Raw genomic sequence first — 26,237 nt, forward strand, 5'->3', positions numbered from 1 at the left:
ATCCTCGAACTTGCCACGCATCCAAAGCTCCGAGATCCAACGCAAATCAGTGAATCACGGAAATCGAACAAAAACGATAGTTTTTCAGCAGACTGTTAGATGTGGCATGGCCATAACTTAGCCTTTCTAGATTACTCCACGAGTTTCATCCAGCCTGCACAACTACACCAGAGCCGGTTCAAACAAACCACGTCCGCAGACCAAGATCTTGGTTCGTATCGCAAGCTCTGATCAAGACCAGCGGAAGCAGCGGGTTTGCTTTCTGCCAGTGCTCGTCCAGCGGATTTTACTCGCTGGATCTCAGCCAGTTCGCGCTCAATGGCCTCGACCTGCCGGTCCAATTCCTTCAGCTGGCTCACAAGGACGGCTAGCGCGATGCGGGCGTGGGCCGGTAGCGTCAGTTCCTCGTCATCCAACAAGTCCACCAGACCGTCCACCCGTTGCCGGCCTTGCCCGACAATGATTCCGAACTCAGCAAAGTGAGCCCGAATGGCGCAAGCTGTCATAGTGCGTTGGCGGACCAGCAAGCCGCTTGCACGATGAAGCATCAAGAAGCCCTGGTTCTCGGCGCTCTTGATTGGAACGAACCGCATATTGGGACGACTGACCGCTTCGCAGATCGCGGCCGCGTCAGCGGCGTCATTCTTGGCTCCTCTTCGTAGGTAGGGTTTAACATAGGCTGGCGGAATCAATCTGACATCGTGCCCAAATTGCCGAATCTCCCGCGCCCAGTGGTGAGCAGTCGCGCAGGCCTCGATGCCGACCAGGCAAGGTGCGAGCGAGGAGAAGAACGACACGATCTCGCCTCGCCGGAGGCGTTGGCGACCGGCCACTTGGCCTTGGCCATCAACTGCATGGATGTGAAATACGTGCTTCGAAATGTCCAACCCAATTGTTGCGGCTTCCATTGGTCAATTGCTCCTGTAAGCGGGTTCGTCCATCGCCAGTATATCGCCGGCGCCGAGGGAGCGGGGCCGTCTTCCCCATCAACGGCCGGCTGCGGGATGAATTGCTGAACGAGACGCTGTTCACGTCAGTGGCCCAGGTTCGCAGGCTCTCGGATGCTGGCGGGCCGATTACAACGATGCCCGACCCCACTCGCAGCTCGGATGGAAAACGCCCTCCGAGTTCGCCTTCACCTGTCACCCGCGCCGGGATCTGGCGCTGCGCTATGCCGAAGGCTCCGCGCCAGCTCCCGTCGCTCCCACCGCCCAACCGGGCAAATCCAACGACCGGAGCGAACTCAGGAATGGATAAAACTTGATGTGGTGGAACGGCCCGCTCCAACAGCATCAAAGTGCTAGAACGTGGTCGTTGTTCGAACACCACAAAGGAGGGACCGTTCCGTGAAGCAGGTTATCACCATTGGGCTGGATCTGGCCAAGCACGTTTTCCAGGTTCATGGGGCGGATGCCGAGGGCTCACCCGTGTTCAACCGGAAGCTACGGCGCAGCGAAGTTCTGCGTTTCTTTGAGAAGCTGCCAGCGTGCCTGGTGGGGATGGAAGCATGTGGTAGCGCCCACTATTGGGCGCGCGAGATCGCAGCTCTCGGTCATGAGGTGCGGCTCATTCCCCCGGCTTATGTTAAACCCTTCGTCAAGCGAGGTAAGACGGATGCGGCGGACGCGGAGGCCATCAGCGAAGCGGTGACCCGAAAGACCATGCGCTTCGTGCCGATTAAGACAGCCGAGCAACAGGCTGCCGCGATGGTGCTGAAGACCCCCGCTCTTCTAGTGCGGCAGCGAACGCAGACGGTTAACGCGCTGCGCGCGCATTTGGCCGAATTGGGGATCATCGCCGCCGCCGGCATGGCAAAGGTTGAAGCGCTGATTGCGATCGTGCGGGACAAGACAGATGTCCGCCTGCCCGCAGCGGCGCGCTTAGCCCTGATGGCGATTGCCGATGAGATCGAAGCTGCAGCGGACCAGATCGACAGGCTCGAGCGCGCAATTATTGTGGAGGCCAAGCGCGACGAGGACATGCGTCGGTTGACCACGATTCCTGGTGTCGGCCCCATTACAGCGGCGACCATCAAGGCGCTTGTGCCAGATCCCGGAGGGTTCACGTCAGCTCGCCACTTCGCGGCCTGGCTGGGATTGACGCCACGGTCGTATTCAAGCGGAGGCAAAGAGCGGCTGGGGCGGATATCAAAGATGGGGAATCCGGAGCTCCGCTCTCTCCTCGTCGTCGGGGCAACGGCCGTCTTGCGGGTTGCCCGAAACGACGCGCTGAGCCGGCCGTGGCTGAAGGCGCTTCTTGCCAGACGGCCTTTCAAAGTTGTCGCGGTCGCGGAGGCCAATAAGACGGCGCGGATCATCTGGGCGCTTCTAAAAAAGGGCGGGACTTATCGGCGTCCCGACCCACTGGCGATTACCGCGGTAGCCGACTGATGAACGCAATGACCGTCACAACGATCTGACCGGCGCAGGCCGGCAGAGGACAAGGTGCAACGACAGGCGATGAACCCATGGGACGAAATCCCGAGACGAGTGAAGCCACTGCCCCCAATGCGCTCAAGCGCGCAAACTTGATTTGGCTCCTCGTTTCGCGGATCTCATCGAGGCCAGCGGCCATGTGCCGCGCGCAAAGGCCGGACATATGACCGCACCGTCCCAAGGTGTGAAATCGACTGAAAAAGCTCTTGCCTCGCGGGCCGTTCCACATATGGGGGCAAGGTCAGCTGTCCCTGCCACGAGCCGCCAACTCCCACACCGGCCAGCCTCAAAGCAGCGGAAGAAGCAGGCCGGGAGATCATCGTCGTCGGAGGACGAGCCTAACTACTTGATCCCGGCCCACCAGTCGGAAGCAGCGCGGGCGCGGCTCGGAGTCGGTTAGCCAGGGAGGCATCAAGGCCCGTATCCTGCCACACCCACGCTGCCGTCGAGTTTAGCGGGCTGCCGCGCCTCGCCAAACCCATCGGCTTTGTATCGGCGCTAGCTGACTGAAAGCTGACGAGACCGCGTAGCAATTCACCCAACGAAACGCGGCCCGCCTGGGCCACTTGCCTCGAGAACAATGAAGACGTTTAGACTGCAGACAAAGGGCGTTCGGCGTGCTTACGATCAGAGGCAGCCGCACCACGACGACGGGCCGGGTTGGCGATCAGCCAAACCACTGCACGCTTCTGACTGATCGCCGTGACGACCTCACGCTCTCCCGGTTCGTGCGGCTCTTCGACCAAGTAGAGCCGGTCGTCTGAATTGCGCATCAGGTGCGTCCGTGCCGGCGGCCACGCACAGTGCACTTTCGCGGTCGAATTCGAACAGATCGTCAGATCGCTTTTGCTTGGCAGCACGAGTCAAATGTCGTCTTCTCGATGACCTACAGGCACGCTGCGCCGACGCCGCAACCTGGAGAGCTCGGCGCTGGTGGTTCTGTCGGTGCCAAAAAGAAGGGCACGCTGTCGCTATGTCACGCGAATTGTTTAGTTGTAATCCGGACACGATGCTCTGGGAAAACTCTCGACTGTGCTGCCAAGCAGGTTGTGGGAGCTGAGGCGCACGGATCCAACTTGTCATTGATGGTTCGGGCATAACAGTCGCAAGCCAGCGCCGATTCAGTGTCTCAGCAGCAAACTCTTGCGCGACGCTGGGAGGGATCGCGCATCCATGGTGCGACTTACCCTCTGAGGGTCAAGTTCAGCAAAATTGATCATTGGGGTCCGATCAACCCATCCCCTTGGAACCGCCGTCGCTCGGCGAATTGCTGGGCGCGCATCGGTTCGTAGCCGCCGGCCCAAGCCTTCGTTCGCTTGGAATCGCGCTCTAAGTTCCCGACTGATCGTGGTTGGCGACCGGCCCCGGGGCCGCCGCAATTTGATTCTGAGATATACCGCCTGCATGCAGGCGGTATATCTCAACGCGCTCCTCAAGGCTGAGCTGGCCATAACATCGTCCCATCGCAACAACACCTTAGCAGGTGTTGCACTTGTATCGTGAACCGAAGCCGCTGTTCGCCTGATCCAGTGCTTCGCGATAGGGAGCAGTGCGATCCTCAGAGATCGCTTCGATGAGCCTGAACGCGCTCCGGCTTGCGGCAGCTGCAAAGCGGAGCTGCCTCGCCGCAACTAAACCGTAGAACGCCCAGGATAGTGAACAAGGCACTATCTGTCTAAGGACGGTGGCGGCGTCTCCTTTGTGCGCGTTGGCAATATCGGATATTCGATCTTGGGTAGACGGCCGCTCAGTGAATTGAGAAACGCAACGATATCGTTCTTCTCCTTCTCGGTGAGCTCGGCGCCGAGCTGGACCTCACTCATAATGCCTACGGCTTCCTGGAGCGTCCAAACCTGACCCGAATGGAAGTAGGGAGCTCGCAAGGCAACGTTGCGCAAAGGGGCGGCACGGAACACGTATCGGTCGCTGGAGGCCTTCGTGACCGCGAAACGCCCCTGGTCGGCTGCGGGAAGCAGTTTGATGTCTGGTCTTTCAATCACGCCGAACGGGAAAAACTCCTGCCCACCAATATTGATTCCGTTGTGGCAGGAGGCGCAGCCTTTGTCCATGAACAGCCGCAATCCCGCCTTTTGGTGGTCATCCAGCGCGTTGCCATCGCCGTTCAGGTATTGGTCAAACGGAGCTGCTGGTGTCGTCAGCGTCGCTTCGAAAGCCTCGAGCGCTTTCGCGAAATTGTCGAAGGTGACCGGCGGTGTATCACGCGGGAATGCTTGCTTGAACTTGCCAACATAATCTTCCATCGAATTCAGCGTGCTCGTTACGTGATCCGCGGTCGCATTCATTTCGGCGCTCGCCTGAACGGGCCCCTTGGCTTGTGCCTTAAGATCCGGCGCGCGTCCGTCCCAGAATTGCGCGACATTGAACACCGAATTGTAGACGGTTGGCGCCCGCCGCGCTCCCCGTTGCCATCCGTGACCAACTGACGTTGGACCCGTGTCTACGCCACCGGTGGCAAGATTGTGGCACGTATTGCAGCTAATGATCCCACTCGCCGACAGACGAGGGTCGAAGAACAGCATCTTCCCGAGCTCCGCTTTCTCGGTCGTCACGGGATTGTCCTTTAGAGCGGGGATAGCAGAAGGGATCGGTTTGAAGACCTGTCTGGCTGTCATCATCAAATCGTCGTTTGCGATAGCATTGCATGAAACGAGCATCAGAACGGTAGCAATTGATACCTTGCGCATGACGCGAGACTTCCAGATCTTGCCGCGCCGTACCGAACAACAGTTCTTCGGAAAAGGCGCCCGCTGCATGGATGGCTGCTGCTATGCAGGAACTGAGCCAGCGCGCGCGAGTGAATTGATATGGGGGTTTCTGTGTTCGATGTTGGCTTCACGACAGTTGTCGTTAGCCCGACACGAACACTTCGAGTTCTCACGAAGCATAGCGTTTTGCCGCTCTTCGAGGAGGCACAACGTTGCAAAGAGGCGGAATGCCGGTGAGCTTTTCATATTTGACAAGAAGCGCCGCCACTTTCTGCAGAGACGTTCGGGAGATAGTCTGCAATCGAGCCGGGCCGTCTAGGTGGACAACGGCGGGATTTTGTCGCCCATCCGCAGCGCGCATTTTGATCGCTGCTCGCGCGTCTTGACGCGAAACGAGCCGTTCCGCCCTGGCGCCTGCGACCGTCTGACTACAATCACTAGTTAGCAGACCATCATCGCCAGTTTGGAACGGGAGCAAGCAATCGAGACGTGACAGGTGCCTTGTCTTCAATTCAGCCTCCCCGGTCGGTAGTCCTCCCGCTTGAGCAGAACATGCAGGCGACGATAGCCGAAGCGACGGCGCTCCTCGGCGATCGCCCTCATGCTTAGGCGTCGGGCGGCGTCATCCGCCCGGGACGTCTGATATCTGATGGTCGTGCGGCCGATGGCTTTACACGCCCGCCGTTCGCTCATCCCGTGGGCATCCACGAGATGCGCGACAGCTTTCCGCTTCCCCGCGGGCGTCACCACTTGTTTCCCAACAAGTCCTTCAGCGCTGCATTGTCCAGCATGGCATCAGTCAGCAACCGCTTCAGCCGGGTGTTCTCGTCCTCCAGCGTCTTCAGCCGCTTGGCCTCCGACGCCTCCATCCCGCCAAACCTGGCTTTCCATTTGTAGATACTGGCGTCACTGACGCCGTGCTTCCGGCATAGATCGGCACCCGAAACGCCAGCCTCGTGCTCCTTCAAAATCCCGATCTTCTGTCAATCCCTTAAGAGCGCTGCCGCGGGTACCTTGCTTCTGTTCGTGGTCGGCAAAACCGCCACACTATGGGATTCGGTTGAATGGTCGGTTCAAGCTCTTCGGCGTAGTCACCCGACCTGGAGGGCGGACGCCACGACAGATCATACGAACTCGACCATCCCCACGCCCCGCGACGGGCGTCTCTTGGGATGGCGATGGCGTCCTTACGCCACGGCCGTCCATCGGAATTCGGTTCCATCAACCCACATTCGGTGAAGGACGACAGCCATCTTTCTGGCCAGCGCGACCTTCGCACGCTTGCTTCCTTGCGGTGGGCAACACGCACCGCCCAAGCCTTCATCGGAGACCATCGGGTTGATGGCCTGAGAACGACGTTGGCAGCTTCGAACAGGGCTGTGCGCGTCTCTCCATCTCCGACTTTTGTGATCCGTCCCCCCCCCCATCAACCTCGCCAGATTGGTATCGCCGGGGCGTTAACCCGAGATAGGCGCCGACGGATTGAGAATGCAGGAATCGCCTGGGATCGTCCACAGTGGAGCGGAAGGTCAACGCAGAGACCGGGCCTGATCCCACGTCATAATGCCCATCTCACTACGTTATTGAAAGACAAAGGTCTTTTGATTTGGATTTGATGATGACGGGCTTTTGCAGCACGTCCTAACGCGCTCAATCATATGCGGATCTTCGAGATCCCGTCGTTTGATTACCCAAGGTGCGCCTGCACGATATTGCGTGGCGGAAATGACGCCGGCGCGAATCTGACGTAGCACCGTCAGGGGGCTCAGATTGAGCGTCCTGGCTGCCTCAGGCAACGTGACTTCGCCGCGCTCGGCCCATTCGCTATCCCTGTAGACCGTGATGCCGTGAGTGTTGCGGAAGCCACGCACACGCGACGGTGTCCATCCATTCGATCGGCCTGTTCGCTGACCTGTCCGATTGAGCATGCCGGCAATGGCTTTGTCAGGCATCAATCGCGCGCAGGCGCGGATCAATTCCACCGTCTCGGGCTCGACTGACCACCGTGTCTGTCCCCTCCGATTCTTTCTCACCATCAGGCGGGTATGATCGCCGCCCTGCCAGTGCAACAACAAGTGAATCTGGTCATCCTCGACGCAGGCTACCACCTCACGCAACACGACCCGGATGATCCGCTTACGCGTGACGGCGGTGGCCGCTGGATGGTGCCAAGCGGCCTCCAGGTCAGCCCCATTTGCAACAGACGCTTGCGCTCCTCTGCACTCAAGGTTGCCGGCCGCCGTCGAAGCAGCGCCGCCAACTCCTCCTCGACGGCGCGTACGGCCGCAAGGGCGGCGTTCCACCGCCGCTCGAGTTCGCCAGCGACCAGACGATTATCAGGGTCGACCGCGTCATATTGTCGACGCGCCCTGGTTACCTCGTATCGCGCCTGTTCGAGCGCCAACTCGATCTGGCGCTGTTTTTCGCCAGACTGGTGCTCGCATTGTGTGATCGCTTGAATAGCTGCTTCAACACCGAGCGGCTGCAGCAACCGCACAATCTCGGCTCCCACCGCCTCATCGACCCGCAAAGCGCCGAACGAGATGCAGGGGGCAGCACCGGGATTGCTCCGGGTGGCGTCACAATTATAGCGGCCGACATCACCCTTGGTGCCATTGTAGCTGACAAGCAGCCGGCGGCCGCAATGGCCACAGCGTAGCAGGCCGGCGAGCAAAGCCTCCCCCTTGCGCACCGGTCCGCGCACCATCATGCCCTTACCATTGGCGTTGTCAGCGATCAGCCGTTGATTCCTTTCAAAGTCCGCCCAGGACAAATAGCCCTCGTGATGGTCGACGAGCAAGACCGCCCAGTCTGAGCGATCTTTGCGGCGGCCGCGCACGATTCGCTTGCGGCCATTTTCGATTATCATTCGACTTCCGGTTCGGCCAAAGGCGTGAGCACCGGCATAAACAGGGTTGGTGAGAAGATTGCTCACCGTCGTGTAGACCGGTAGCTTCCACAGCACCTGATGTTGTCCCGAGACTTTGGGGTCGATGTACGGCAGCGCGATCTGGTCACCTCGAAGCGACAAAAACACTTGGCGGATGCTTTGCAGCTCGGCAAAGCGGGTGAAGACCAACCCTATCGCCTCGCGCACGCGCAGGTCGGGATCCATTTCGATCTTGTCGTGGCCTACTTTTACATAGCCAACGGCTACTGTGAAGAATAGCTCGCCCCGTTTTGCCTTCTGCTTCAGGGCTTCCATCGAACGGGCCCGCAGGAGCGATAGCTCGAGCTCGCTCATCGTCCCTTTCATGCCCAGCAATAGCCGGTCGTTTGGATGGCGTGGTTCATACGTTCCATCCTCATCGACGATCACCGTGCCGACCAAGCCGCAAAATTCGATCAGCGTGTGCCAGTCGCGTCCATTGCGCGCCAGGCGCGACGCCTCGATGGCAAACACGGCACCCACGCGGCCTTCACAGATCGCTGCAAGCAACCTTTCGAAGCCCGGACGGCTGACGCCCGACCCCGAGCGACCAAGATCGTCATCAATGACTGTCACGTCCGTCCAGCCGAGAGCACGAGCACGATCGGCAAGGCCATATTGACGCCGTCGGCTCTCATGATTGTTGGCAAGCTGGTCGACAGTGGATTGCCGAATGTAGATGAAGGCGCCCCGCGCCAGATGATCAGGCGTGATCTTCATCGCCTGCCTCCGTCACTACGAGGACACTGAGTATTTCCGACAAGAGCGCGCTCACGAGTGGCAATAGCTTCGTCCGCTCGGACGCTGTCATCGGTATCGGCAGCTTCTTGGGCACGAAGAGGTCGGATTGGCGCTGATTTCGTTGCCGACGCGTCATGTTTGTCTCCTTCACGACGGGAATCGTCCTGCAACAAGCTTAGGCATGTATCGAGCTCGAGACGGAGCTCGCGCAGATACGCCAGCGGCAGACGTGGAATCTCCCTCACCGCCATTGCCTCCGCCGATTCCTCCGTCATCCAGATTGGCAGCCGCGCCAGCGTGCCATCGGGCTGACGGATGGTCACAGCCACGTCGTTACCACGGCGATTGCGATTGGTTACGGTGACCGTTTGCCCGTAACGCGGATGAAATCGGTAACGGATAATCGTCTCACGCAACTGATTGTGAGCATTATGAAGTTGTCGCGCCGATACCGGGAACGGTCATCATTCGCCGAACAGTTTGGTCACCCTTCGCCATCACCAGGTGTTCTCGATCAAATTTTTCAATTTGCTCGGTTAAACAGGACTGAGCTAGGAGTAGTGGCGCGAAGATATCCTGCAAATCCGGCGATTCAGCGAGCACGGCGTTGACTTTCCGAGCCAGGTTGGTCGAACCGGCCCTGCCGAGCACTATTCCCACCCCCTTACACAAGCCGCGCATCTGGTTGTCGAGGTCACGCCGCAGATCCACCAGCTTGCTTCGAGCCGCAACCATCGAACGGGTTTTCCAGCTCTCCGCACCAGAACGATGCCAGGGGGTTGGCTGAAATGGCCCGCATGGGATGGTACCGGGAAGCTGCCATCGATAACGCCGCGTTGGCGTGGCGCGCATCAAGGCAAATCACCGGAAAGCCCAGCGCCCTGAGCTGATGCCAAAGCCAATTGGATAGTGAGCCCGTTTCAAAAACGATCCGCTCAGCCGTGCCGGCATGGCGCCGCAGGAGCTTAGCGATCGCCTCCGGATTGGTCGGCGCACATCCCTCGAATGTCACGTCACCAGCCTGGTCCAAAACGCAAATGCTGGTTTCTTCCATAGAGATGTCCAGACCAACGTACTGCTTCATAGCGCGGCTCCTTTTCGATTTGCTGACGCCGATCGTACCGATCCTCGTGTTCGCAAGAAGACGTCAGTCGCGATTACGCCATGTGAAGAGTGGCTAAGCGATTTAGCTAGAATCGCATTTGTCGTTGTGGACTGTTTTGCGATTGCAGGGGTTTGATGCTTCGGGCCTCGGAAGCCTGCAATTTCATTTTCAGGATTCCGTCGAATCGATAACCATGATTCCGTCCTCGCATCGGAGGTGGCGATGCGACCGAAGAAGCCCAAAGCGACGGGATCGGGCGATCTGTTCCGGGCCAGGCTGGACCAGATCATCAACATGAAGCACGAGCTGGTTCAGCTCGCCGGCAAGGTCGATTGGGACTGGATCGACGGCGAGTCGCGCCGCTGTACAGCGAGAACGGTCGACCGGGGATTGCGACCCGCTTCATGATCGGGCTGCTGCTGCTCAAGCACATTTACGGCCTGTCCGATGAGGGGGTGTGCGAGCGCTGGGTCCACGACCCGTATTTCCAGTTCTTCACCGGCGAAGAGTTCTTTCAGCATGCGTTCCCGCACGAGCGCTCGGACCTGAGCCACTGGCGCAAGCGGCGCGGTGACAAGCTGGAGCTGCTGTTGGCCGAGAGCCTGCGGGTGGCGCACCAGGCCGGCGCGTTACGGAGCCAGGATCTCAAGCGGGTCACGGTCGATACCACCGTGCAGCCGAAGGCGATCACCTTCCCGACCGATGCCAAGCTGCTGCACGCGGCGATCAAGGGGCTCAACCGCCTGGCGAGGAAGCACGGGATCAAGGAGCTATGGCGGAATCTGGGTGATGACGGTGTGAGGAAGGCGGCGTATCGAGGCGGGTGACGAGCCTGCCAGAACCTCTTGAGGAGAGCGATACGCCATGACCGAGACTACCAATGTTCTTGCTTTCCGTCAGCCGTCCGCGGTTGATGATCCACTGACCGATATCGTTCGAGCCGGCGCGCGGGACCTGCTTGCTAGGGCGATCGAGATCGAGGTTGGCGCGTTTCTGGCCAGCACGGCCAATCTGACGCTGCCCGACGGTCGAGCGCGCCTGGTCCGACATGGGCACGGTCCGGTGCGCGAGATTGCGACCGGCATCGGTCCGGTGGAGGTCGCTCGTCCCAAGGTCCGCGACCGCGGAGCGAGCGGGCCAGGCGACCGCCTCCGCTTCAGTTCGGCAATCCTGCCGCTATGGGCGCGGCGGACGAAGAGCCTGGATGCCTTGATCCCGGTCCTCTATTTGCGCGGCATCTCGACCGGCGACTTCCAGGAGGCGCTCTCGGCGCTGCTCGGCAAGGATGCGCCGAACCTGTCGCCTTCGGTGATCGCCGGCCTGAAGGCCGATTGGCAGGTCGAGTACGAACGCTGGCAGAGACGCGATCTGTCGGCGCGTCGCTATGTCTACATCTGGGCCGATGGCGTGTACCTGCAGGCCCGCATGGAAGATCACAGCGAATGCATGCTGGTGCTGATTGGTACCACGCCGGAAGGCAAGAAGGAGCTGATCGGCTTCCAGGTCGGCGTGCGCGAGAGCGCGCAGAGCTGGCGCGAACTCCTGATCGACCTGCGGCAACGCGGGTTACGGATTGCCCCGCAACTCGCCATCGGCGACGGCGCCCTCGGCTTCTGGAAGGCACTGGACGAGGCCTTTCCCGGCACGCGGCACCAACGATGCTGGTGCCATAAAGTGAGCAACGTATTCGACAAGGTCGCCAAATCCGTGCAGGGCCCCATGAAGAACGACCTGCGGAACATCTATCTGGCCCCACACCGGGCCGAAGCTGAAACCGCGATCGACGTCTTCGTCGAGAAATACCACGTCAAATACGAACGTGCGGTGGAGTGCCTGATCAAGGATCGCCACGCGCTGCTCGCCTTCTTCGACTTTCCCTGCTGAGCACTGGATCCACCTACGCAGCTCGAACCCGATCGAGAGCGTCTTCGCCACGGTGCGCCACCGAACGGTGCGGACCAAGGGATCGCTGTCGCAACAAACCGCGAAGCTGATGGTGTTCAAGCTCATCGACGCCGCGTCGAAGACCTGGCGGCGATTGAAGGGCACGAACCAGTTGCCGAAAGTCATCGCCGGTGTAAAGTTCATCGACGGAATCGAAGTCATTCCGAACACTGAAAGCCACGCCGCCTGATCAGCTCGCGTCACCCAAAATCAGCCATAGCTCGGGATCAAGCTGCGGCAGTCCTATCTTCGTATTGCCAAGACCGCGGCGATAATGGCGGGACGCTATGCCCACGCCAAGCAATTCAAGCGGCATCAGCGGCAGTTGCGCATCCTGCGCAGCCGGTTGGGCCGCATCATCCGCGATATCCGCCGCAAGATCGAAGGTCGGGCTGTGCTCGAGAACGCGTTCGCCCTCCCGCTCAGCCGGGCTTCGCAAATCCGCTCGCAGCAGCAGCGCCAGCGCGGCTGGAAGCTTTATTCCTTCCACGCCCCGGAGGTCGAGTGCATCGGCAAGGGCAAAGCAGCCGCGCCTTACGAGTTCGGTGTCAAAGCCTCCATCCTCACCAACAACCGCCGGGCTCCCGGTGGCCTGTTCGTGCTGCACGCCAGGGCGCTGCCCGATAACCCCTACGACGGTCACACCTTGCGGGACGTCATCGACCGCACCGAGACACTCACCGGCTGCGCGATCGAGCGGGCCTACGTCGACAAGGGATACCGCGGCCACGACGCGCAAAATCCTCGCCGGGTCTTCATCTCTGGCCAGAAGCGCGGCGTCTTCGGCGTCATCAAGCGCGAGCTGCGCCGCCGCTCCGCCATCGAACCCATCATCGGACACCTGAAGACCGATGGTCACCTCGGCCGCTGCTATCTCAAAGGCCGCGCCGGCGATGCGGCCAACGTCATCCTCTCGGCCGTCGGCCACAACTTCCGCCGCATCCTCGCCTGGCTCAGAGAACTCTTGTGCCTCATCCTGCTTCAGCTATGGCGCACGTTCGGCCGTCCCGCCACGCTCAATTCGCCTTCTTAACGAGACGACGACATATTGATCTTCGCCAGAACGGAAGCCTTCCTTCACACGGGGACGCACAGCCGGGTAATTCTGGCGCACTGCTCCTCTCTCAAGCTAGCAAATCATTGATTTAGATCATTTCCAAGAACTACCGTAAGGATTGTCAGTTGCGACCTGGCGCGAGATCGCTACGACAGGCCTTATCGCCGAATATCGAGCCTCTGAGAACCAGTTGACGATGCCTCGCTTCCGCCCGGCTGCGGCGATTTAGCCAAGTGTCTATGTGCCACTTCGCCTCCACTCGGCACCTCTTCCAACACCCGCCGCCCCCAGATCATGCGTGTCCATGTCTCCTCTCCACCTGGCGCAATCTTCTCAATTGTGACTGGAGCATCGGCAATCGCGGCCGGCCAACCCGGCAGAGCGGTGAGCCACTTGTTGTTGAACACGGTCTCTTGGTATCGAAAACCCTCATCGGGCAGGATGACGACCGTCGCCGCCCTGGGGCGCTGGCGCGTATACCATTGCGCCACCAAGGCGGCTGCTCCGCTCGTCGGCCCCATAAAGAGCGCATGATCTCGACAAAGTTGGTGCGCCGCGGCGAAGGCAGGCAGAGCGCCAACCCAATGGACCTCATCAACCAGGCGGTGGTCCATATTCCGGGGCAAAATCGAGTTACCAAGCCCGCGCAGCAGCCGCTTTCCCGGGGGATGGCCGAAGAGCACACTGCGAGGCGTGTCAACGGCGAGGACGACGAGGTCGGGAAAGATTTCGCGCAGGATAGCCGCCGTGCCGCACAGGGACCCTCCCGATCCAGCGCAGCCGACGAGACAATCAACCTGACCGACCTGACGTACGAACCATTCCGCTAGCCTGCCATAGGCATGGCAATTTTCGGGATTATCATACTGTGCGGGCCAGAACGCTCCCGCATGTTCTTCTCGGATCGCCTGTAGCCGTTCCAGACGACAGCGCTGAGCCCCCGAACCGTCCGGATCGTCCACGACATCGAGCCGCGCCCCCAGTAGTTTCAGTCGGCAGCGGAGCGTTCGATCGATCAAGGTTTCGGCGCTGATCAGGGTCAAACCATAACCATGCGCCGCCGCGATCATGGCAAGCGCCAAGCCGAAGGTACCGGATGTCGTCTCAACAATATGACCGCCAGGTGCAAGGCGCCCAGAAGCGCGCGCACGGGCGATCATGAAGCGGGCCGGCATAAGCTTCATCAACGGAAAGCAGGCAGCGAGGAGATTAGGAGCGAGACGCGCTGGCCGCGGTGTTTCGTAGGCAGCAAGAAAAGTGTCGGCGCTGTTCATGAGGAGATGGCTTCATCCGCGTACGTTGCGAAGACCGTAACGTGCTCAAATCCGGAATGACTGAGGCGGTCGGCTACTGCGTTGGTTCGTTCAGTGACGCCCGGCTCCTCCACTGGAAACAGGATGCCCATTAGCGTGCCACTATGGGCCACTTGAAGCCCGCAACCGCCGACTTCTGCTGTCAAACGCAGCATGTCATCAAAACGGGACTTGGAGAGATGGCGCTGGCTAATCCGGGAACTCGCGGTCGCCACCCGCCCGAGTAGCCGGGCATTCTGTTGTTTGATCGCCTGGGCGGCCAGGCCGCGCAAACACCGAAATTGTTCAAGCTCGCGCGCATCGTAACGCGCCGGCGGCAGATGCAAGGTGTCGACTGGCTGGTCACTCGGATGCCTGAAGCCCACCACCATGAATCGCGGATACTCGTCGGTGAAATGCTCGATGACCATGCCTTCGCGCTGAGCAAACAACACCGGTCGGCCATCATAGGCGGCAGGATCGCTGGCGCCTTCAGCAGCTATCGCAATGTGCGACACCGTCGCGCGGGAAAATGCCGCCCCCGCTGAGGCCGCCACGGCGCGGATTGCCGCAACAACATCGGCGGTCGAAGAGCCGTAGCCATGACTCGCCGGAATATTGCTTTCAATCGTGAGATCTCCTCCATATTGGACCAACCCGAGATGTTCGAACGTCAGGGCCATCGCCCGCGCTGCCTTAGTACGACCGATCGGCGATATCTTGATCTCAGCGGTATCCCGTCGCCGAAAGGTCGCGACCGAGTGCCGAGCTGGAAATGGCATTGTGATAAGACCCCGATGAAGGCGTCCATCGTCAGCTTCGAATACACCCTGCAGCAACTCACCGTGGTGACCGATTGCACGGCCAACACCGACATGGAGCAAGCACCTTGGCGCGAACTCGTTCACAGGACCAGAGTCACGAGCGCCTTCATTTGTTCGAGCATCGCCCGCGCCCATGTCACCCGCTCCAGGCACTATCGCCTACATAATTGCAAGATAGCTCATTTGGGTATAGCTACCAGAATTGGGGAGACACGAAGTCCGGGCCTGGCTGCCTGAACAGCGAACTTTCGGGCTCCGGGCGCCGCTGCCGCAGCTGGTTCGCCAAATCACATTCTGATAACCATGTAATCTGCCGCCCGTTGAACTTGGAGCGGGAACGTCTCAGGTTTGTAAAAGAGAGCTCTACCGTTTGCGGGATCTAGCGAAGCGTTCGGTGTGCGAGGCTGCGCCGATTGCGCGCTCAAGCTTCCCAGCGAAGGAGATCGATCTTCGCCGTCATGGCGACACCATCAAGCTGCCGTCAGTGGTCATGAACGTCTCGATGCCGTCAGCGCGCACTACGACAGTGTCTTCGACCTGAAGGCCGCCCCAGCCTGTCTCGTAATATGGTGTCTCCACACACATGACCATCCCCTCCTCGAGGAGATCAGTACTGCTCGGCGTAAGATCGGGCAGATCGTAGCCGTCGATCCCGATGCCATGTCCAACATGTGAACGTGAGAAGTGATTGATGCCCTCTTTTCGCGTGACATCGACGGCCCTCAAAAACACGTCTGCTGCCTTGACACCCGGTTTTATCATTTCGAGTGCGGCCTGAACGCCGCGATGCAGCGCGCGATGATACAGTTTAGTTCTGGCTGAGGGTTCTCCGAACACCGCGATGCGCGCGATATCGGCGCGGTAATGCCTGAAGCGCCCACCGACATCAAACCGAATGATGTCGCCATCGACCAGGCGAGCGTCAGACGGCTGCACGTTGGGCATAGCACTGCGCGTTCCGAAGCCAATACAGCCGAGCACAGGTTGGCAATCGCTGTCGACGGTCTTCCGGTGAAACGCGCGCGCCATCTCAATCTCTGTGATATCAGTTCGCGCTTCCGCCAACGCGGCTTGGATCGAGCGCTCAGCAACCTGAGCGACGTATCGCAGTCGGTTGATCTCCTCCGTAGTCTTGACGGCGCGAATCTTTCTGAACAGGGCGCAACCTGGGACGAGCGTCGCGTTGGGCAGCAGGTCTTGCAGGCGTTCCCAACTGCCCGGCAGCAGTCCAAGCTCGTCAATCGCAATACGTCCCTTGGCGACGCCCGCATCCATAAGCGCCTTGGCGAGCGCCTCGAGCGGCGTACCATCATCGGGCAGGCCAAAGAGGCTCAGAAGTTTCTTATCAAGGCCACTGTGCAATCTTTCTGTGCGATCCATCTGAAAGTAGCCAAATCTGCGGACGTTGGGCACCCAGACATTCTGGTCGGCAAGAAGATCCAGCAGAGCGGTCGAGGTAACCACCGTAGATCGCTCGGGGCCGTTCCGGGGAATAACGACGTACGTCTGTGGCCCCCTTCTGATCCATTGTGATAATGCCCAGTACCCACTTGCGTAGGTCACGTTCTCTGGCGAGCTTGCCACCAGAGCGTCAACATTCTCTGATCCCAAAATTGCTTCGAGACGATCCAGATTGACAAGTGTTCTGGAGTGCCGTGTCTGCAAAACTTTCGCCATTTAGCAGCCCTTCCGACTGACAAGTCGGCTGGAGTGCGCCCCCAGCATTGTAGTATCGTGCCCGGTTTTGCTAACCGAGGGAGCGTCTGCATTCTCACCGCGCGCTTCTCGGTGTGCTATGTTGAGGCCAAGCTTGGTCATACTCTCGAGCCCGATCGGGGGACGGCGCTGTCGTACACGTCATACAAGCGCGGGAGGCCAAGCAGCCTGAAAGCGACCGTCAATCTTGTTACCATCGCCTTTGTGCAGCTTTGAAAAAGCGATCGCTGTTGTAGCGCACCTCTGCAAAAACGCGACAGACCTTCATTAGCCGGAGCAGCAACGAGCGTGCCAAATCGTCTCTTGATACTAGCTGCCAATATGATCGCGAGAAACGTTGGTCCAAACGGCGGTCACGGGTGTCAGAAAGCTGACAGCGGACGCCGCTGTAAGATACCGGACAAGGAGCACTCGGTCGATGCGGGACCAACGGATTGGGAATAGCGGAGCCGATCGACGTGCCGCGGCTTAGTTGCCGTCGGCAGCGCAATTGGACGGAGCTTTCGCGCTGCGCTCCCTTGGTCAAGATCATCCCGCAGGTTTGACGCGTGCGCATGAGCGTCTTGTGCAGTTGTAGACTTCATGTACGAGCTCGCAGACAAGTCGGGTTGATTTTCGTCAAAGGCATTCGACGCACTCTCAGGTATTGATAGACAACTATCGCTGGGGCGTTCAAAGGAAATGTTCTCATGAAAAGTTCAAGTACGACGAGTCCCATCGCGCTCACTGTCGCAGTCGTCGGCGCGTTGATGAACAGTGGTGCATCCGCCCAATCGGTCGATCTGACCGGAAGTTATCAGTGCATTCAGAGATGCTACGGCGCTGTTTTGGCCTACGTCACGCAAAACGGATCCGAACTCAATCTTTTGAGCGAGGCCGGCGTACCTTCTCGTGCATGGCCAGACTGGTTCTATCCGTCGAACCGCATTTGGGTCGATGCATTCAATATGGGCGCAGTGTACACGCCCGACGGCATGACTATCCAGTTCGATAATGGGACGATTTGGCAGCGCTATGTGCAGCCTCCTTCGGCGTGGGTAAAAAGGACAACGTCACGTGTTCGCCGTCAGGGCTTGTGAGACACATTGAATGGTTTTGCGGAGGGGGGATTTCTGGTTCATCGTAGCCACCAGGAGCGAAGATGAAGCAGAAATTTTGGGCAAAGCGTCGGCAGAACAAGCGGTAAAGGATATTCGGCGCTAGACCCGCCGGCAGTATTCTTCTGAAGAGAAGATCCGCATCGTGCCGGAAGGATTGCGCGGCGAGGAGAACATCTCCGAGCTTTGTCGCCGAGAAGGCATTGCCGCCTCGATGTATTACGGCTGGTCCAAGGAGTTTCTCGAGGCCGGCAAGCGCCGCCTGGCCGGCGACGCGGCACGAGCTGCGACCTTCGGCGAGGTGAAGGACCTCCGCCGGGAGGCCGGCGCCTTGAAGGAGGCCGTCGCCGATCTGACCCTGGAGAACCGTCTGCTCAACAAAAGTATGAACGGAGATGGGGAGGACGAGGCATGAGGTATCCCGCCTCAGAGAAGGCCGAGATCATCCATTTGGTCGAGCAATCGCACCTTCCGGCCAAGCGCACGCTGGACAAGCTCGGGATCCCGCGCGCCACATTCTATCGCTGGTATGATCGTTACCGCGAGGGCGGCATCGCCGCTCTGGCCGATCATCGGTCTCGACCAGACCGGGTCTGGAACCGCATCCCGGACGATGTGCAGGAGCTGCTCGACCAGGCGGACCGACTTGTCGGCGGCAGGGATGCAATGGTGGTTATCGATGACACCTCACTGCCGAAGAAGGGTGAGCGATCGGTCGGTGTTGCGGCTCAATCCGCGTCGGCTCTCGATAAAACCGCAAATTGCCAAACGCTGGTGTCTTTAACGTTTGCGCGCGGCGAAGTGCCAGTGATGGTCGCGTTACGAGGGGTCATGGGGAGAACGCAGCCAGACCATGGCATCGGCATCGACTTGCGGAAAGCAAGGGAAAAGACTGCGATCGGCAGACTCACCAACACGATGACGTCCAGCATATGAACGAGGCAAGGGATGACGGAATGCGTCGCAAGGGAGTTGACCCTGATGTCCACCATGCTGGCGGAGTTTCCGCAGTAGTCAGCGGCAGGGAAAGCCTGCCACATCGCGAAGGGGAACAGTTCAAACTGCTTGGAGTGCAAACTACCTGACCGAATGAGGTGAAGACCTTTGATAATCAGTGAAATGCAGCCCAAGCTCGCTTGCTATGGTCATGGGCCAAGCTTGAACAGAGAGCCGTATGCGCTCAAAGGTGCACGTACGGTTCGGGGAGGAGAAGCGCGCTCGCGCTTCTTACTTCACTCAAGATCACCGGATGGGGGTGGTACTATCTCTCGGCCGTGCTTGACGACTTCTCGCGCTACATCGTGGCCTGGAGGCTTGGTCCCACCATGTGCGCTTCCGATGTCACAGCCACCCTTCCACCAGGCACTCGCCGCATCCGGCCTTGACCAAATCGCCCTCGCGCACCGGCCAAGGCTGCTCAGCGACAATGGTTCGAGTTACGTGGCGGATGATCTGGCCGAGTGGCTCGACCAGAAGGGCATGCAGCACGTGCGCGGCGCTCCATACCATCCTCAGACCCAGGAAAGATCGAGCGCTGGCATCAGACGCTGAAGAACCGCATCCTGCTCGACAACTATTACCTACCCAGTGATCTCGAGCGTCAAGTAGGAGCCTTCGTCGAACACTATAATCACGTCCGCTATCATGAGAGCATCAACGACTCACGCCAGCCGATGTCTACTTCGGCAGGGCTGAGGCGATCCTCGCAGAACGAAACCGCATCACGCGATTTTCAGCGCGGCCATTTGGATCTTCTATGGAGCCAACGGAGATACCGTTGTTCAAGTTCCTAGGCGTTCATTTCGGACAGTTTCCTGAGCACTACGATATCGAAGTTACACGGGTCCTCGCGTCCGTGATCTGCTTGTAACGCATCCATGAGTGTCTCCCGGCGCTGGTCGCCCGACTCTTGGCTCGCCCCCGCTCTTGCTCCTGAGTGTAGGCAGCGGACAATATCCGAGAGTGGAGCGCACGCTCCCTACCATTTCCTGGAGGAGCGCAAGTTGCTTTCAATTGTGATTTAGTGACACGGCCTCGCCTAATCGCAGCTGCATCGCTGACTAACTGGCGGCAAAGAGGACATGGCTGGCCATAAGCGGCCACGGCAATAAGATCGCTGAATGCGACGCCTTGGGCACATCAGGCTTGCGTTTTGTTGGTCGGCAGCACGACCTTCCGGAGTGAAATCTGGAAGAGTTGATTGTGATCGCCAAGGGAGATGAGTTCTCACGGACTATGCAGCGGCAGGCCGGACTGTACGGAGGATGTTAAATGGTCTGGAAGGAAGAACCTTTCGCGGGCCTGAAATGCGGACGTTCTGTGGAGTTGCCGAATCGCGCCAAAAGCAGGCCTTTCGAGGTCCGCTCTGGCAGGAGGTTCAAACGTTGACGCAACGATCCGCTTTTGGGATTCTATCGACCGACTAGATGCCGCAGCTTGCTTTCGAGACGCCTTGTTCGATTGCAGTTCCATCATGTGCGCGCGGCAAGCTCAAGCCTACGTGCAGAATTTGTTCGTTCTTGCAAGATCCCGGTCTGCCCAGTGGTGAATGCTTGTTGACGCCCTAAACTTGCCGAACGACGGCCCCGGAAGTGCCTAGAGTAGCTAGAGAAGACACGTCGGGTGCGACTGGAGGAAACCGTGACGTCTCACTGGGAATACCAGCTTAGATTTGATGTGAGCGATTCGGCTGTGGCGGAAGCGATACGACTAAGACTCCAAGAACCGAAGTTGGGGCCATTGTTCGATACTCTCGTATCCCATCGCGCCGCGCCACAATGCCTGTTCGATACGTTTACCGAATACTTGGCCACCGCCGAAAAATACGGCATCGAGCGGTATCCGCTCTACGGATGGACAAAGGCGATCATCGAGATTCCGGCGAAGCGAGAGGAGTATTTGAAGAACTTCGCAGTCTACGTTGACGACTGCGAAGTCTATGCCGAGGCAACTGCCGATGCATTGGAGACAGCCCTCCAGCCACTGGTCGGCTGCGGACTGATTGCGCGGATAATAAGGCACAACACCAATCCCGCCAACAATCCGCAGCCGCCAGAGTGAGAGCTATGACGGAACCTGGGTGATGAGCCGACGTTCGCGCGCAGACACCGAAGCGATTTGCGCAATGCGTTGGCTGGTCAACCCGACAACGTCAGCAATACGGCTCTCGCCCAATCGATCTCCTCGTGACCGCGTGAAACTGAAGGGTCAACACTGCCGCCTGCTGCTCTTCACTCTCCACAACTGGAGATTTACCTGCCTTACCCCGCCGCTGCGAATCAGTGGGAAGACGGATTCACACGGCATCCGTTCGCCAGCAAGATGAAAGGGCGCTGACGGCGAACAGACTGAGGGCGATAGTCTATGCGCTTTCGCAGTTGGCACGTGTTTTGAATAAGAGACCTTACGCAGAACAGCTCAATGGGAGACGAGGTGATGCCTCATAAAAATCGTTGCCAATCTCGACATCGACGCGCGACGTTTGCTAACCTGCTCGGCCGTGCCGGGTGCCCGGTTCAAGCGTAGCCATCGCACGATGTTCGTATCGATTGCGTGCCGTGACTTCTTCGTACTTGCAATCTCAAAGCGTCCTAGTGTCTTTCAAGCGGGCTGCCGAACGTTGTCGAGGCCAAGAAATTCGACGCTTCCGTTAGGAAGGGCAGGATCCAGATGACGCTCCCAGGCCCGGAAGCACAGGTGCTCGCCACGAAGATCCAGATCCAAGGGTCGCCCACCGAGGAGCCTTCGTCCGAAGCGGCCGTCGAAGGCGGCCTTCTGAGGCAAGAGGAGAGCCCGGAACGGAAACCAAATGCGCCCGACGAAACCTCCGTGCTGCATTTCATTCTGCTCCCGTTCAGAGGTATCGGCCCCGTATCCACCCTTGCAACTCTGACGCCCAAAACGACATCATGACAACGGAGTCGGAAGTCACCTCTGCGAACGCAGGCATTCGGGCAAGCACCGTCTGGACAATTGTGCTCGGCTTTGCCGCCGATCCGTTGATGCGTTGGAGTTGGCCTGACCCAGGTCAATATCTTAGGAGCATGCCTCAATTCGTTAACGCCTGTGGCGGACGAGCATTCGAGCATGGCACAGCATACGTCATCGGAGAGGTTCGCGCCGCGGCCCTGTGGCTGCCTTCCGACGTGCAGCAAGATGAAGATGCGCTGGACGCAATCATGGCGCTGTCCCTGCGCCCGGAGGTCACCGAAGATATGGCACACCTCCGGCAGGGAATGGCCGGACATCATCCCCCCGAGCCACATTGGTATCTGCCTCTCATTGCCGTCGATCCGAATTGGGGCGGACAAGGGCTTGGCACACTGCTGATGAAATACGCTCTTCAACGATGTGATGAGCAGGGCATCGCTGCCTACCTCGAAAGTTCGAATCGGGAAAACATTCCCTTTTACCAGCGTCACGGCTTCAACGTTATTGGAGAGATACAGCACGGTTCTTCGCCCCCACTCACGCCAATGTTGCGAACGGCTTATTGAGCGGAAATCGAAGACGCTTCGCATGCTCCAGATGCCGGAGCTTCGCTGCGGAGATGGCGAACTGGTCAGGCCAGAGTGCGCCACGAATAAAGGCCGATGCCGGCTTTGAGTACTTCCCAACGACGTGGCGCGTGCGGCTGCTGCCTCTAAGGCGCCACAGCCGAGTGAGCTGCACTCCTCAATCGGCACGCTGCTTGCTCTATTCAAATCATATCATCACGACCCGTCCGGTGATCTGGAAGGACTCGGTACTTTGTTGCCTCATGGCGTCCGGTCTGCACCGTCCTGCTCTCCCCGCGAAATCGAGAGTAGGAGCGCTGTAAAACCGTACGTTCGTCCGGCGGCGGTGTCGCGAGCTGATAGCATCTGGCATTTGCAAGGACGAGGTCGAGACCGTTCGCAAGCTGTTGATGTCAGCGCGCGGCGAGATTGGCATGAGTGAACGTGGCCTCCATCCAGATGCCACCGGTGCACAGCGCCTCAGGGCAGATCGGCACATCCGATAGGTCGGACGTCAGGAGTTTTCGAGCTCGTCGCGAGCATGGAACCAGTGACAGCTCAAAATGTATCCTCGACAGCTACCGCGCTGTGTCCACACCGATAAATCCGCCGCCCAGCTTTGCCGCCATGAAGAGGCGAGATCCAAGCGGTATGGTCGAGTGGTTATAGCGCGGAGGCTGACTCGCGGTAAGCGCTGTTTCGGCCCCACCTTCCATTGAAGGCGTTGAGCGAGGAATGATCGATCTCTGATTGGAGATCGGCTTGTGTCTAAGCTTGACCATATGCTTGAGCCTAGCACCTCGGTTCATCGGGTCGAGGTCATCACGGAGACCGGTCGGCGCCGGCAGTTCTCGGCCGACGACAAGGCACGGTTCGTCAAGGACACGCTGGCCCCGGGTGCCGTGGTATCGGAGGTCGCGCGGCGTCACGGATTGTCGCCGCAACAGCTGTTTACGTGGCGCCGGCAAACGCGACAGCCGGTTGCGATCCCTGCGGCCCACGCGCCGGAGGCGTTCGTGCCCGCTGTCGTTACCCCATCGTCCACGCCGCCGGAGCGCTCACCGCGACAGCGCCGACGGCTCCGGAAGACGCCCGAGTGCGCCGAGAACAGCGGCATCATCGAGCTCGAGATCAACGGCGTCGCCGTCCGGGTCGGCCGCGGCGCAGAGGCCGCGACGGTTGCGGCCGTGATCCATGCGCTGAAGACCTGCACGTGATCGGTCCGACGGGCGCGGTGCGGGTGATGGTGGCGACCAGGCCGGTTGACTTCCGCAATTATGCGGAGCCCACGATTATGCGGAGTGTGCGGCCGTTCAATCCGAGACCCACTTCGTTATCAACAGTTTAGTTCCTGCTGCCCTCTTTCTCACTCCGCATAATCTGAGGCCTCCCTTCCTGCCTTGATGGCAACGGAAGGGAGACAAGGAATGGCCAAGTCGAGTGAGGATCACTGCCACGGGCTGCGCTGCATGGACGCAGGCGATCTCGCCCCGCTGGTGACGGAGTTCACACGACACCTGACGGTGTTGGGGCATACGAGCTTGACGGTGAGCGGCTATGACGCCGCAGCCCGTCACCTCGCGCAATGGCTGACGCTGTCCAAGGTCGCAGTCACCGACATCGATGATGGCGTCACCGATCGGTTCGCTCGGCATCGCTGTCGATGCCCCGGCATACGTCGCCTGAAGGGCGTGTCCAAGAAGTACGTGAGGCGATTGCGCCGGTTCGTCGAGTTTCTCGGCGAGCGCGGGATCGTCCAGCGCAAGCCGAAGCTCGCATTACCGACGCTCGACCGGTGGGTAGTCGAGTTCCAGGACTGGCTGCGGCAGCATCGCGGCGTCACAGAGCTGACAATAGATCGACATGGTCGCATGATCATGCGGCTGCTCCCGGCGCTTGGCAGCAAGCCGCGAAGCTGGAATGCCCAACTCATTCGCGACGTGATCATTGCAGAGACGAAACGGGTCTCGCTCGCCTATGTGAAGACTATGACGATGGCGCTGAGAGGATATTTACGGTTCCTTACCGCGCGGGGGGTGTGCCGGGCGGGACTCGATCATGCTGTGCCAATCATTCCGCAGTGGCGACTGTCGTCGCTGCCGCGATACATCAGCTCGTCAGATGTCGAGACGTTGATAGCAACGTGCGACCAGACCACGGCGACTGGCGTTCGTGATCGGGCGATCCTGCTGCTGTTGGCACGACTGGGCTTGCGGGCCGGCGACATTCTCTCTCTTCGTCTCACCGATATTGATTGGCAACAGGCGACGCTGTCGGTTCGTGGCAAGGGGCGGCGGGAGACGAGATTACCATTGCCGCAAGACGCTGGCGATGCTTTGCTCGCTTATCTGGATCAGGCCCGGCCGCACATCGCCGATGGTCGAATCTTCTTCATGTCGAATGCACCAATCCGGCCACTGACAGGTTCGAGCGCAGTCTCTGATGTTGTGCGTGGTGCAATACGAAAGGCCGGTATCCCCGCTCCGTCGAATGGGGCCAACCTGCTTCGGCATTCGGCCGCGACGGCCATGTTGCGGGGCGGAGCGACGCTCGACACAGTTGGCGCCGTACTGCGCCACCGCTCACCGGACATGACCGCGCACTACGCCAAAGTCCACGTGACGATGCTGCTGCAGATCGCGCAGCCATGGCCGGGAGATGCGTGATGCTGAGTCAATATCTTGTCAAGTATGTGGACCAGCAGCAGTCGCTGGGGTTCAAGTTCCGCGTCCAGCAAATCCTGCTGAGGGGCTACGTCGGCTTCGCCGAGGAGTGCGGCGACCGGCACATCAGAAGTGCCCGGGTCCTGGCATGGGCCGCACGCGCGCCGTCACCGGAGCAGCGCCGCAACCGGTTGCTTACCGTGCGGCGGTTTGCGCTGGCGATGCACGCCGAGGATCCGCGCCATCAGGTTCCGGCGGCGGATGCACTCGGCCACGCCGTCGTCAAGCGGCGACCGCCGTATATCTATAGTGCGGAAGAGATCGCACGACTGCTTCGTGCTGCGGCGGCACTCCGGCCAGCGGGCTCGATCAGACCGACCATGTATGCAACGCTCTTCGGCCTGCTCACCACTACTGGCATGCGGATCGCAGAAGCATTGGCGCTGCAGATCGACGATGTGACTGCCGATGGGCTCGTCGTCCGGCAGACCAAGTTCCAGAAGAGCCGGCTGTTGCCGCTTCACGCAACAGCTCGGCTGGCGCTCGACAGATATCTGGTCGCCCGGCGGTCGCTAACCACCACAGATCGTGCTCTCTTCGTATCGGTTGCCGGGCAGTCGCTGCCCTACAACACCGTGCGACGGATATTCCTGCAGCTCCTCGATGGCACCAATCTCAGGGGCGCGCACTCGGGGCGAGATCCGCGCATCCACGATCTGCGCCACACCTTCGCAGTCCGCTCACTGGAGCAGTGCCGCCACGATCGTGCTACGATCGTTCGCCATATCGTGGCGCTCAGCACCTACCTCGGCCACGCCCACGTGACCGACACCTATTGGCACTTGCAGGCCACGCCGGTCCTGATGGGCCAGATCGCCGAGGCCGGCGAGGCATTGCTCATTGGAGGTGCCGCATGACCGCGCTCGCCCCCTACCTGAGCAGCTTCCTACGCGAGCACTTGCCCAAAGAACGCGGAGCGAGCCAGCATACCTGCGAGGCGTATGCGCAGAGCTTCCAGCTGTTGCTGCACTTTGCCGCCGGCCGGCTCAAGCTCAAGCCATCGAAGATCGAGATCGAACGGCTCGACGCGCCGCTCATCTTGGCATTCCTGGAGCATCTAGCAGTCCGCTGAAAAACCAACAAATCCGTTTCCGATTTGGCGTTTCCTATTGGATGTCGTGGGGGATTGATGTCGGAGCGGCGATTGCCGCT

19 protein-coding genes and 9 pseudogenes are annotated in these 26,237 nt (G+C 59.6%); 14 read left to right on the top strand and 14 right to left on the bottom strand.

What is annotated here, in order from left to right; genetic code table 11:
- Window positions 1-131: 131 nt before the first annotated feature.
- Complete coding sequence (locus GGD62_RS39385) at window positions 132-908, bottom strand: IS110 family transposase (protein ID WP_409333991.1); 777 nt, start codon at window positions 906-908, stop codon at window positions 132-134.
- Between the two features lie 80 nt (window positions 909-988).
- Here GGD62_RS39385 and GGD62_RS39390 point away from each other — a divergent pair.
- Window positions 989-1,257: pseudogene (locus tag GGD62_RS39390) on the top strand (transposase); the annotation flags it as partial.
- Window positions 1,258-1,346: 89 nt separating this feature from the next.
- On the top strand, window positions 1,347-2,390 hold the full coding sequence (locus GGD62_RS39395) for an IS110 family transposase (protein WP_183714509.1): 1,044 nt from the start codon (window positions 1,347-1,349) through the stop codon (window positions 2,388-2,390).
- A gap of 635 nt (window positions 2,391-3,025) precedes the next feature.
- Here GGD62_RS39395 and GGD62_RS39400 read toward each other — a convergent pair.
- The 10 genes and pseudogenes from GGD62_RS39400 to GGD62_RS39440 form a co-directional block, all read right to left on the bottom strand.
- A complete protein-coding gene (locus GGD62_RS39400) occupies window positions 3,026-3,208 on the bottom strand; it encodes a hypothetical protein (RefSeq protein WP_183714512.1) in 183 nt (60 codons plus the stop codon).
- 556 nt (window positions 3,209-3,764) lie between these two features.
- A complete protein-coding gene (locus GGD62_RS42005) occupies window positions 3,765-3,899 on the bottom strand; it encodes a helix-turn-helix domain-containing protein (protein ID WP_183714515.1) in 135 nt (44 codons plus the stop codon).
- Window positions 3,900-4,102: 203 nt separating this feature from the next.
- Entirely contained in the window at window positions 4,103-5,140 is a 1,038-nt protein-coding gene (locus GGD62_RS39410) for a cytochrome-c peroxidase (protein ID WP_183714518.1), read from the bottom strand.
- A gap of 232 nt (window positions 5,141-5,372) precedes the next feature.
- A pseudogene (locus tag GGD62_RS42010) lies at window positions 5,373-5,495 on the bottom strand (carbamoyltransferase C-terminal domain-containing protein); the annotation flags it as partial.
- A gap of 194 nt (window positions 5,496-5,689) precedes the next feature.
- A pseudogene (locus GGD62_RS39420) lies at window positions 5,690-6,138 on the bottom strand (transposase); the annotation flags it as partial.
- A 210-nt stretch (window positions 6,139-6,348) separates the two neighbouring features.
- A pseudogene (locus tag GGD62_RS39425) lies at window positions 6,349-6,715 on the bottom strand (transposase); the annotation flags it as partial.
- 26 nt (window positions 6,716-6,741) lie between these two features.
- Complete coding sequence (locus tag GGD62_RS41320) at window positions 6,742-7,281, bottom strand: helix-turn-helix domain-containing protein (protein WP_246800509.1); 540 nt, start codon at window positions 7,279-7,281, stop codon at window positions 6,742-6,744.
- Complete coding sequence (locus GGD62_RS39430) at window positions 7,263-8,810, bottom strand: recombinase family protein (RefSeq protein ID WP_246800510.1); 1,548 nt, start codon at window positions 8,808-8,810, stop codon at window positions 7,263-7,265. Before GGD62_RS39430 ends, GGD62_RS41320 begins: the two co-directional genes overlap by 19 nt.
- Window positions 8,811-9,260: 450 nt before the next feature.
- Window positions 9,261-9,542, bottom strand: coding sequence for a hypothetical protein (locus tag GGD62_RS39435; protein WP_183714521.1), 282 nt, complete (start codon window positions 9,540-9,542; stop codon window positions 9,261-9,263).
- Complete coding sequence (locus tag GGD62_RS39440; RefSeq protein WP_183714524.1) at window positions 9,526-9,915, bottom strand: transposase; 390 nt, start codon at window positions 9,913-9,915, stop codon at window positions 9,526-9,528. Before GGD62_RS39440 ends, GGD62_RS39435 begins: the two co-directional genes overlap by 17 nt.
- Before the next feature lie 243 nt (window positions 9,916-10,158).
- On the opposite strand from GGD62_RS39440, the pseudogene GGD62_RS39445 reads away from it, so the two are divergent.
- From GGD62_RS39445 to GGD62_RS39455, 3 pseudogenes are all read left to right on the top strand, one after another.
- Window positions 10,159-10,703 (top strand): annotated as a pseudogene (locus GGD62_RS39445) (transposase); the annotation flags it as partial.
- A gap of 97 nt (window positions 10,704-10,800) precedes the next feature.
- Window positions 10,801-12,070: pseudogene (locus GGD62_RS39450) on the top strand (IS256 family transposase).
- 33 nt (window positions 12,071-12,103) lie between these two features.
- Window positions 12,104-12,913 (top strand): annotated as a pseudogene (locus GGD62_RS39455) (IS5/IS1182 family transposase); the annotation flags it as partial.
- A 182-nt stretch (window positions 12,914-13,095) separates the two neighbouring features.
- On the opposite strand, the gene GGD62_RS39460 reads toward GGD62_RS39455, so the two are convergent.
- From GGD62_RS39460 to GGD62_RS39470, 3 genes are all read right to left on the bottom strand, one after another.
- Window positions 13,096-14,211, bottom strand: coding sequence for a PLP-dependent cysteine synthase family protein (locus GGD62_RS39460; protein ID WP_183714527.1), 1,116 nt, complete (start codon window positions 14,209-14,211; stop codon window positions 13,096-13,098).
- Window positions 14,208-14,912, bottom strand: a complete 705-nt coding sequence (locus GGD62_RS39465) for a kinase (RefSeq protein ID WP_183714530.1) — start codon at window positions 14,910-14,912, stop codon at window positions 14,208-14,210. The genes GGD62_RS39460 and GGD62_RS39465 overlap by 4 nt, the downstream gene beginning before the upstream one ends.
- A gap of 597 nt (window positions 14,913-15,509) precedes the next feature.
- Window positions 15,510-16,730, bottom strand: a complete 1,221-nt coding sequence (locus GGD62_RS39470) for a Xaa-Pro peptidase family protein (RefSeq protein WP_183714533.1) — start codon at window positions 16,728-16,730, stop codon at window positions 15,510-15,512.
- Between the two features lie 728 nt (window positions 16,731-17,458).
- On the opposite strand from GGD62_RS39470, the gene GGD62_RS39475 reads away from it, so the two are divergent.
- The 9 genes and pseudogenes from GGD62_RS39475 to GGD62_RS39520 all read left to right on the top strand — a co-directional run bounded on the left by GGD62_RS39475 (window position 17,459) and on the right by GGD62_RS39520 (window position 26,157).
- Window positions 17,459-17,848 (top strand): hypothetical protein, encoded by a 390-nt coding sequence (locus tag GGD62_RS39475; RefSeq protein WP_246800511.1) that lies wholly within the window; start codon window positions 17,459-17,461, stop codon window positions 17,846-17,848.
- 73 nt (window positions 17,849-17,921) lie between these two features.
- A pseudogene (locus tag GGD62_RS39480) lies at window positions 17,922-18,691 on the top strand (transposase); the annotation flags it as partial.
- 404 nt (window positions 18,692-19,095) lie between these two features.
- Window positions 19,096-19,595 (top strand): annotated as a pseudogene (locus GGD62_RS39490) (transposase); the annotation flags it as partial.
- 911 nt (window positions 19,596-20,506) lie between these two features.
- Window positions 20,507-20,926 carry a hypothetical protein gene (locus GGD62_RS39495; protein WP_183714536.1) on the top strand — a complete coding sequence of 140 codons (420 nt, stop codon included), beginning with the start codon at window positions 20,507-20,509 and terminating at the stop codon, window positions 20,924-20,926.
- Window positions 20,927-21,774: 848 nt separating this feature from the next.
- Window positions 21,775-22,362 (top strand): N-acetyltransferase, encoded by a 588-nt coding sequence (locus tag GGD62_RS39500; RefSeq protein ID WP_183714538.1) that lies wholly within the window; start codon window positions 21,775-21,777, stop codon window positions 22,360-22,362.
- A gap of 764 nt (window positions 22,363-23,126) precedes the next feature.
- Window positions 23,127-23,579 carry an IS66-like element accessory protein TnpA gene (tnpA, locus tag GGD62_RS39505; RefSeq protein ID WP_183714541.1) on the top strand — a complete coding sequence of 151 codons (453 nt, stop codon included), beginning with the start codon at window positions 23,127-23,129 and terminating at the stop codon, window positions 23,577-23,579.
- A gap of 210 nt (window positions 23,580-23,789) precedes the next feature.
- A complete protein-coding gene (locus GGD62_RS39510) occupies window positions 23,790-25,028 on the top strand; it encodes a tyrosine-type recombinase/integrase (protein WP_183714545.1) in 1,239 nt (412 codons plus the stop codon).
- On the top strand, window positions 25,028-25,942 hold the full coding sequence (locus GGD62_RS39515) for a tyrosine-type recombinase/integrase (protein ID WP_183714548.1): 915 nt from the start codon (window positions 25,028-25,030) through the stop codon (window positions 25,940-25,942). Before GGD62_RS39510 ends, GGD62_RS39515 begins: the two co-directional genes overlap by 1 nt.
- Window positions 25,939-26,157: a site-specific integrase gene (locus tag GGD62_RS39520; protein WP_183714551.1), complete on the top strand. Its 219-nt coding sequence runs from the start codon at window positions 25,939-25,941 to the stop codon at window positions 26,155-26,157. Before GGD62_RS39515 ends, GGD62_RS39520 begins: the two co-directional genes overlap by 4 nt.
- Window positions 26,158-26,237: the final 80 nt, after the last annotated feature.

This window comes from Bradyrhizobium sp. ERR14, assembly GCF_014198235.1.
Classification (GTDB): Bacteria; Pseudomonadota; Alphaproteobacteria; order Rhizobiales; family Xanthobacteraceae; genus Bradyrhizobium.

Bases quoted from the DNA above. Each gene is read 5' to 3' on its own strand.
- GGD62_RS39385 (WP_409333991.1), bottom strand. From the start codon at position 908: ATGGAAGCCGCAACAATTGGGTTGGACATTTCGAAGCACGTATTTCAC.
- GGD62_RS39410 (WP_183714518.1), bottom strand. From the start codon at position 5,140: ATGCGCAAGGTATCAATTGCTACCGTTCTGATGCTCGTTTCATGCAAT.
- GGD62_RS39430 (WP_246800510.1), bottom strand. From the start codon at position 8,810: ATGAAGATCACGCCTGATCATCTGGCGCGGGGCGCCTTCATCTACATT.
- GGD62_RS39475 (WP_246800511.1), top strand. From the start codon at position 17,459: ATGAAAAGTTCAAGTACGACGAGTCCCATCGCGCTCACTGTCGCAGTC.
- GGD62_RS39500 (WP_183714538.1), top strand. From the start codon at position 21,775: ATGACAACGGAGTCGGAAGTCACCTCTGCGAACGCAGGCATTCGGGCA.
- GGD62_RS39465 (WP_183714530.1), bottom strand. From the start codon at position 14,912: ATGGCCCTGACGTTCGAACATCTCGGGTTGGTCCAATATGGAGGAGAT.
- GGD62_RS39460 (WP_183714527.1), bottom strand. From the start codon at position 14,211: ATGAACAGCGCCGACACTTTTCTTGCTGCCTACGAAACACCGCGGCCA.
- GGD62_RS39510 (WP_183714545.1), top strand. From the start codon at position 23,790: ATGGCCAAGTCGAGTGAGGATCACTGCCACGGGCTGCGCTGCATGGAC.
- GGD62_RS42005 (WP_183714515.1), bottom strand. From the start codon at position 3,899: ATGGGACGATGTTATGGCCAGCTCAGCCTTGAGGAGCGCGTTGAGATA.
- GGD62_RS39440 (WP_183714524.1), bottom strand. From the start codon at position 9,915: ATGAAGCAGTACGTTGGTCTGGACATCTCTATGGAAGAAACCAGCATT.
- GGD62_RS39400 (WP_183714512.1), bottom strand. From the start codon at position 3,208: ATGCGCAATTCAGACGACCGGCTCTACTTGGTCGAAGAGCCGCACGAA.
- GGD62_RS39470 (WP_183714533.1), bottom strand. From the start codon at position 16,730: ATGGCGAAAGTTTTGCAGACACGGCACTCCAGAACACTTGTCAATCTG.
- GGD62_RS39520 (WP_183714551.1), top strand. From the start codon at position 25,939: ATGACCGCGCTCGCCCCCTACCTGAGCAGCTTCCTACGCGAGCACTTG.
- GGD62_RS39515 (WP_183714548.1), top strand. From the start codon at position 25,028: ATGCTGAGTCAATATCTTGTCAAGTATGTGGACCAGCAGCAGTCGCTG.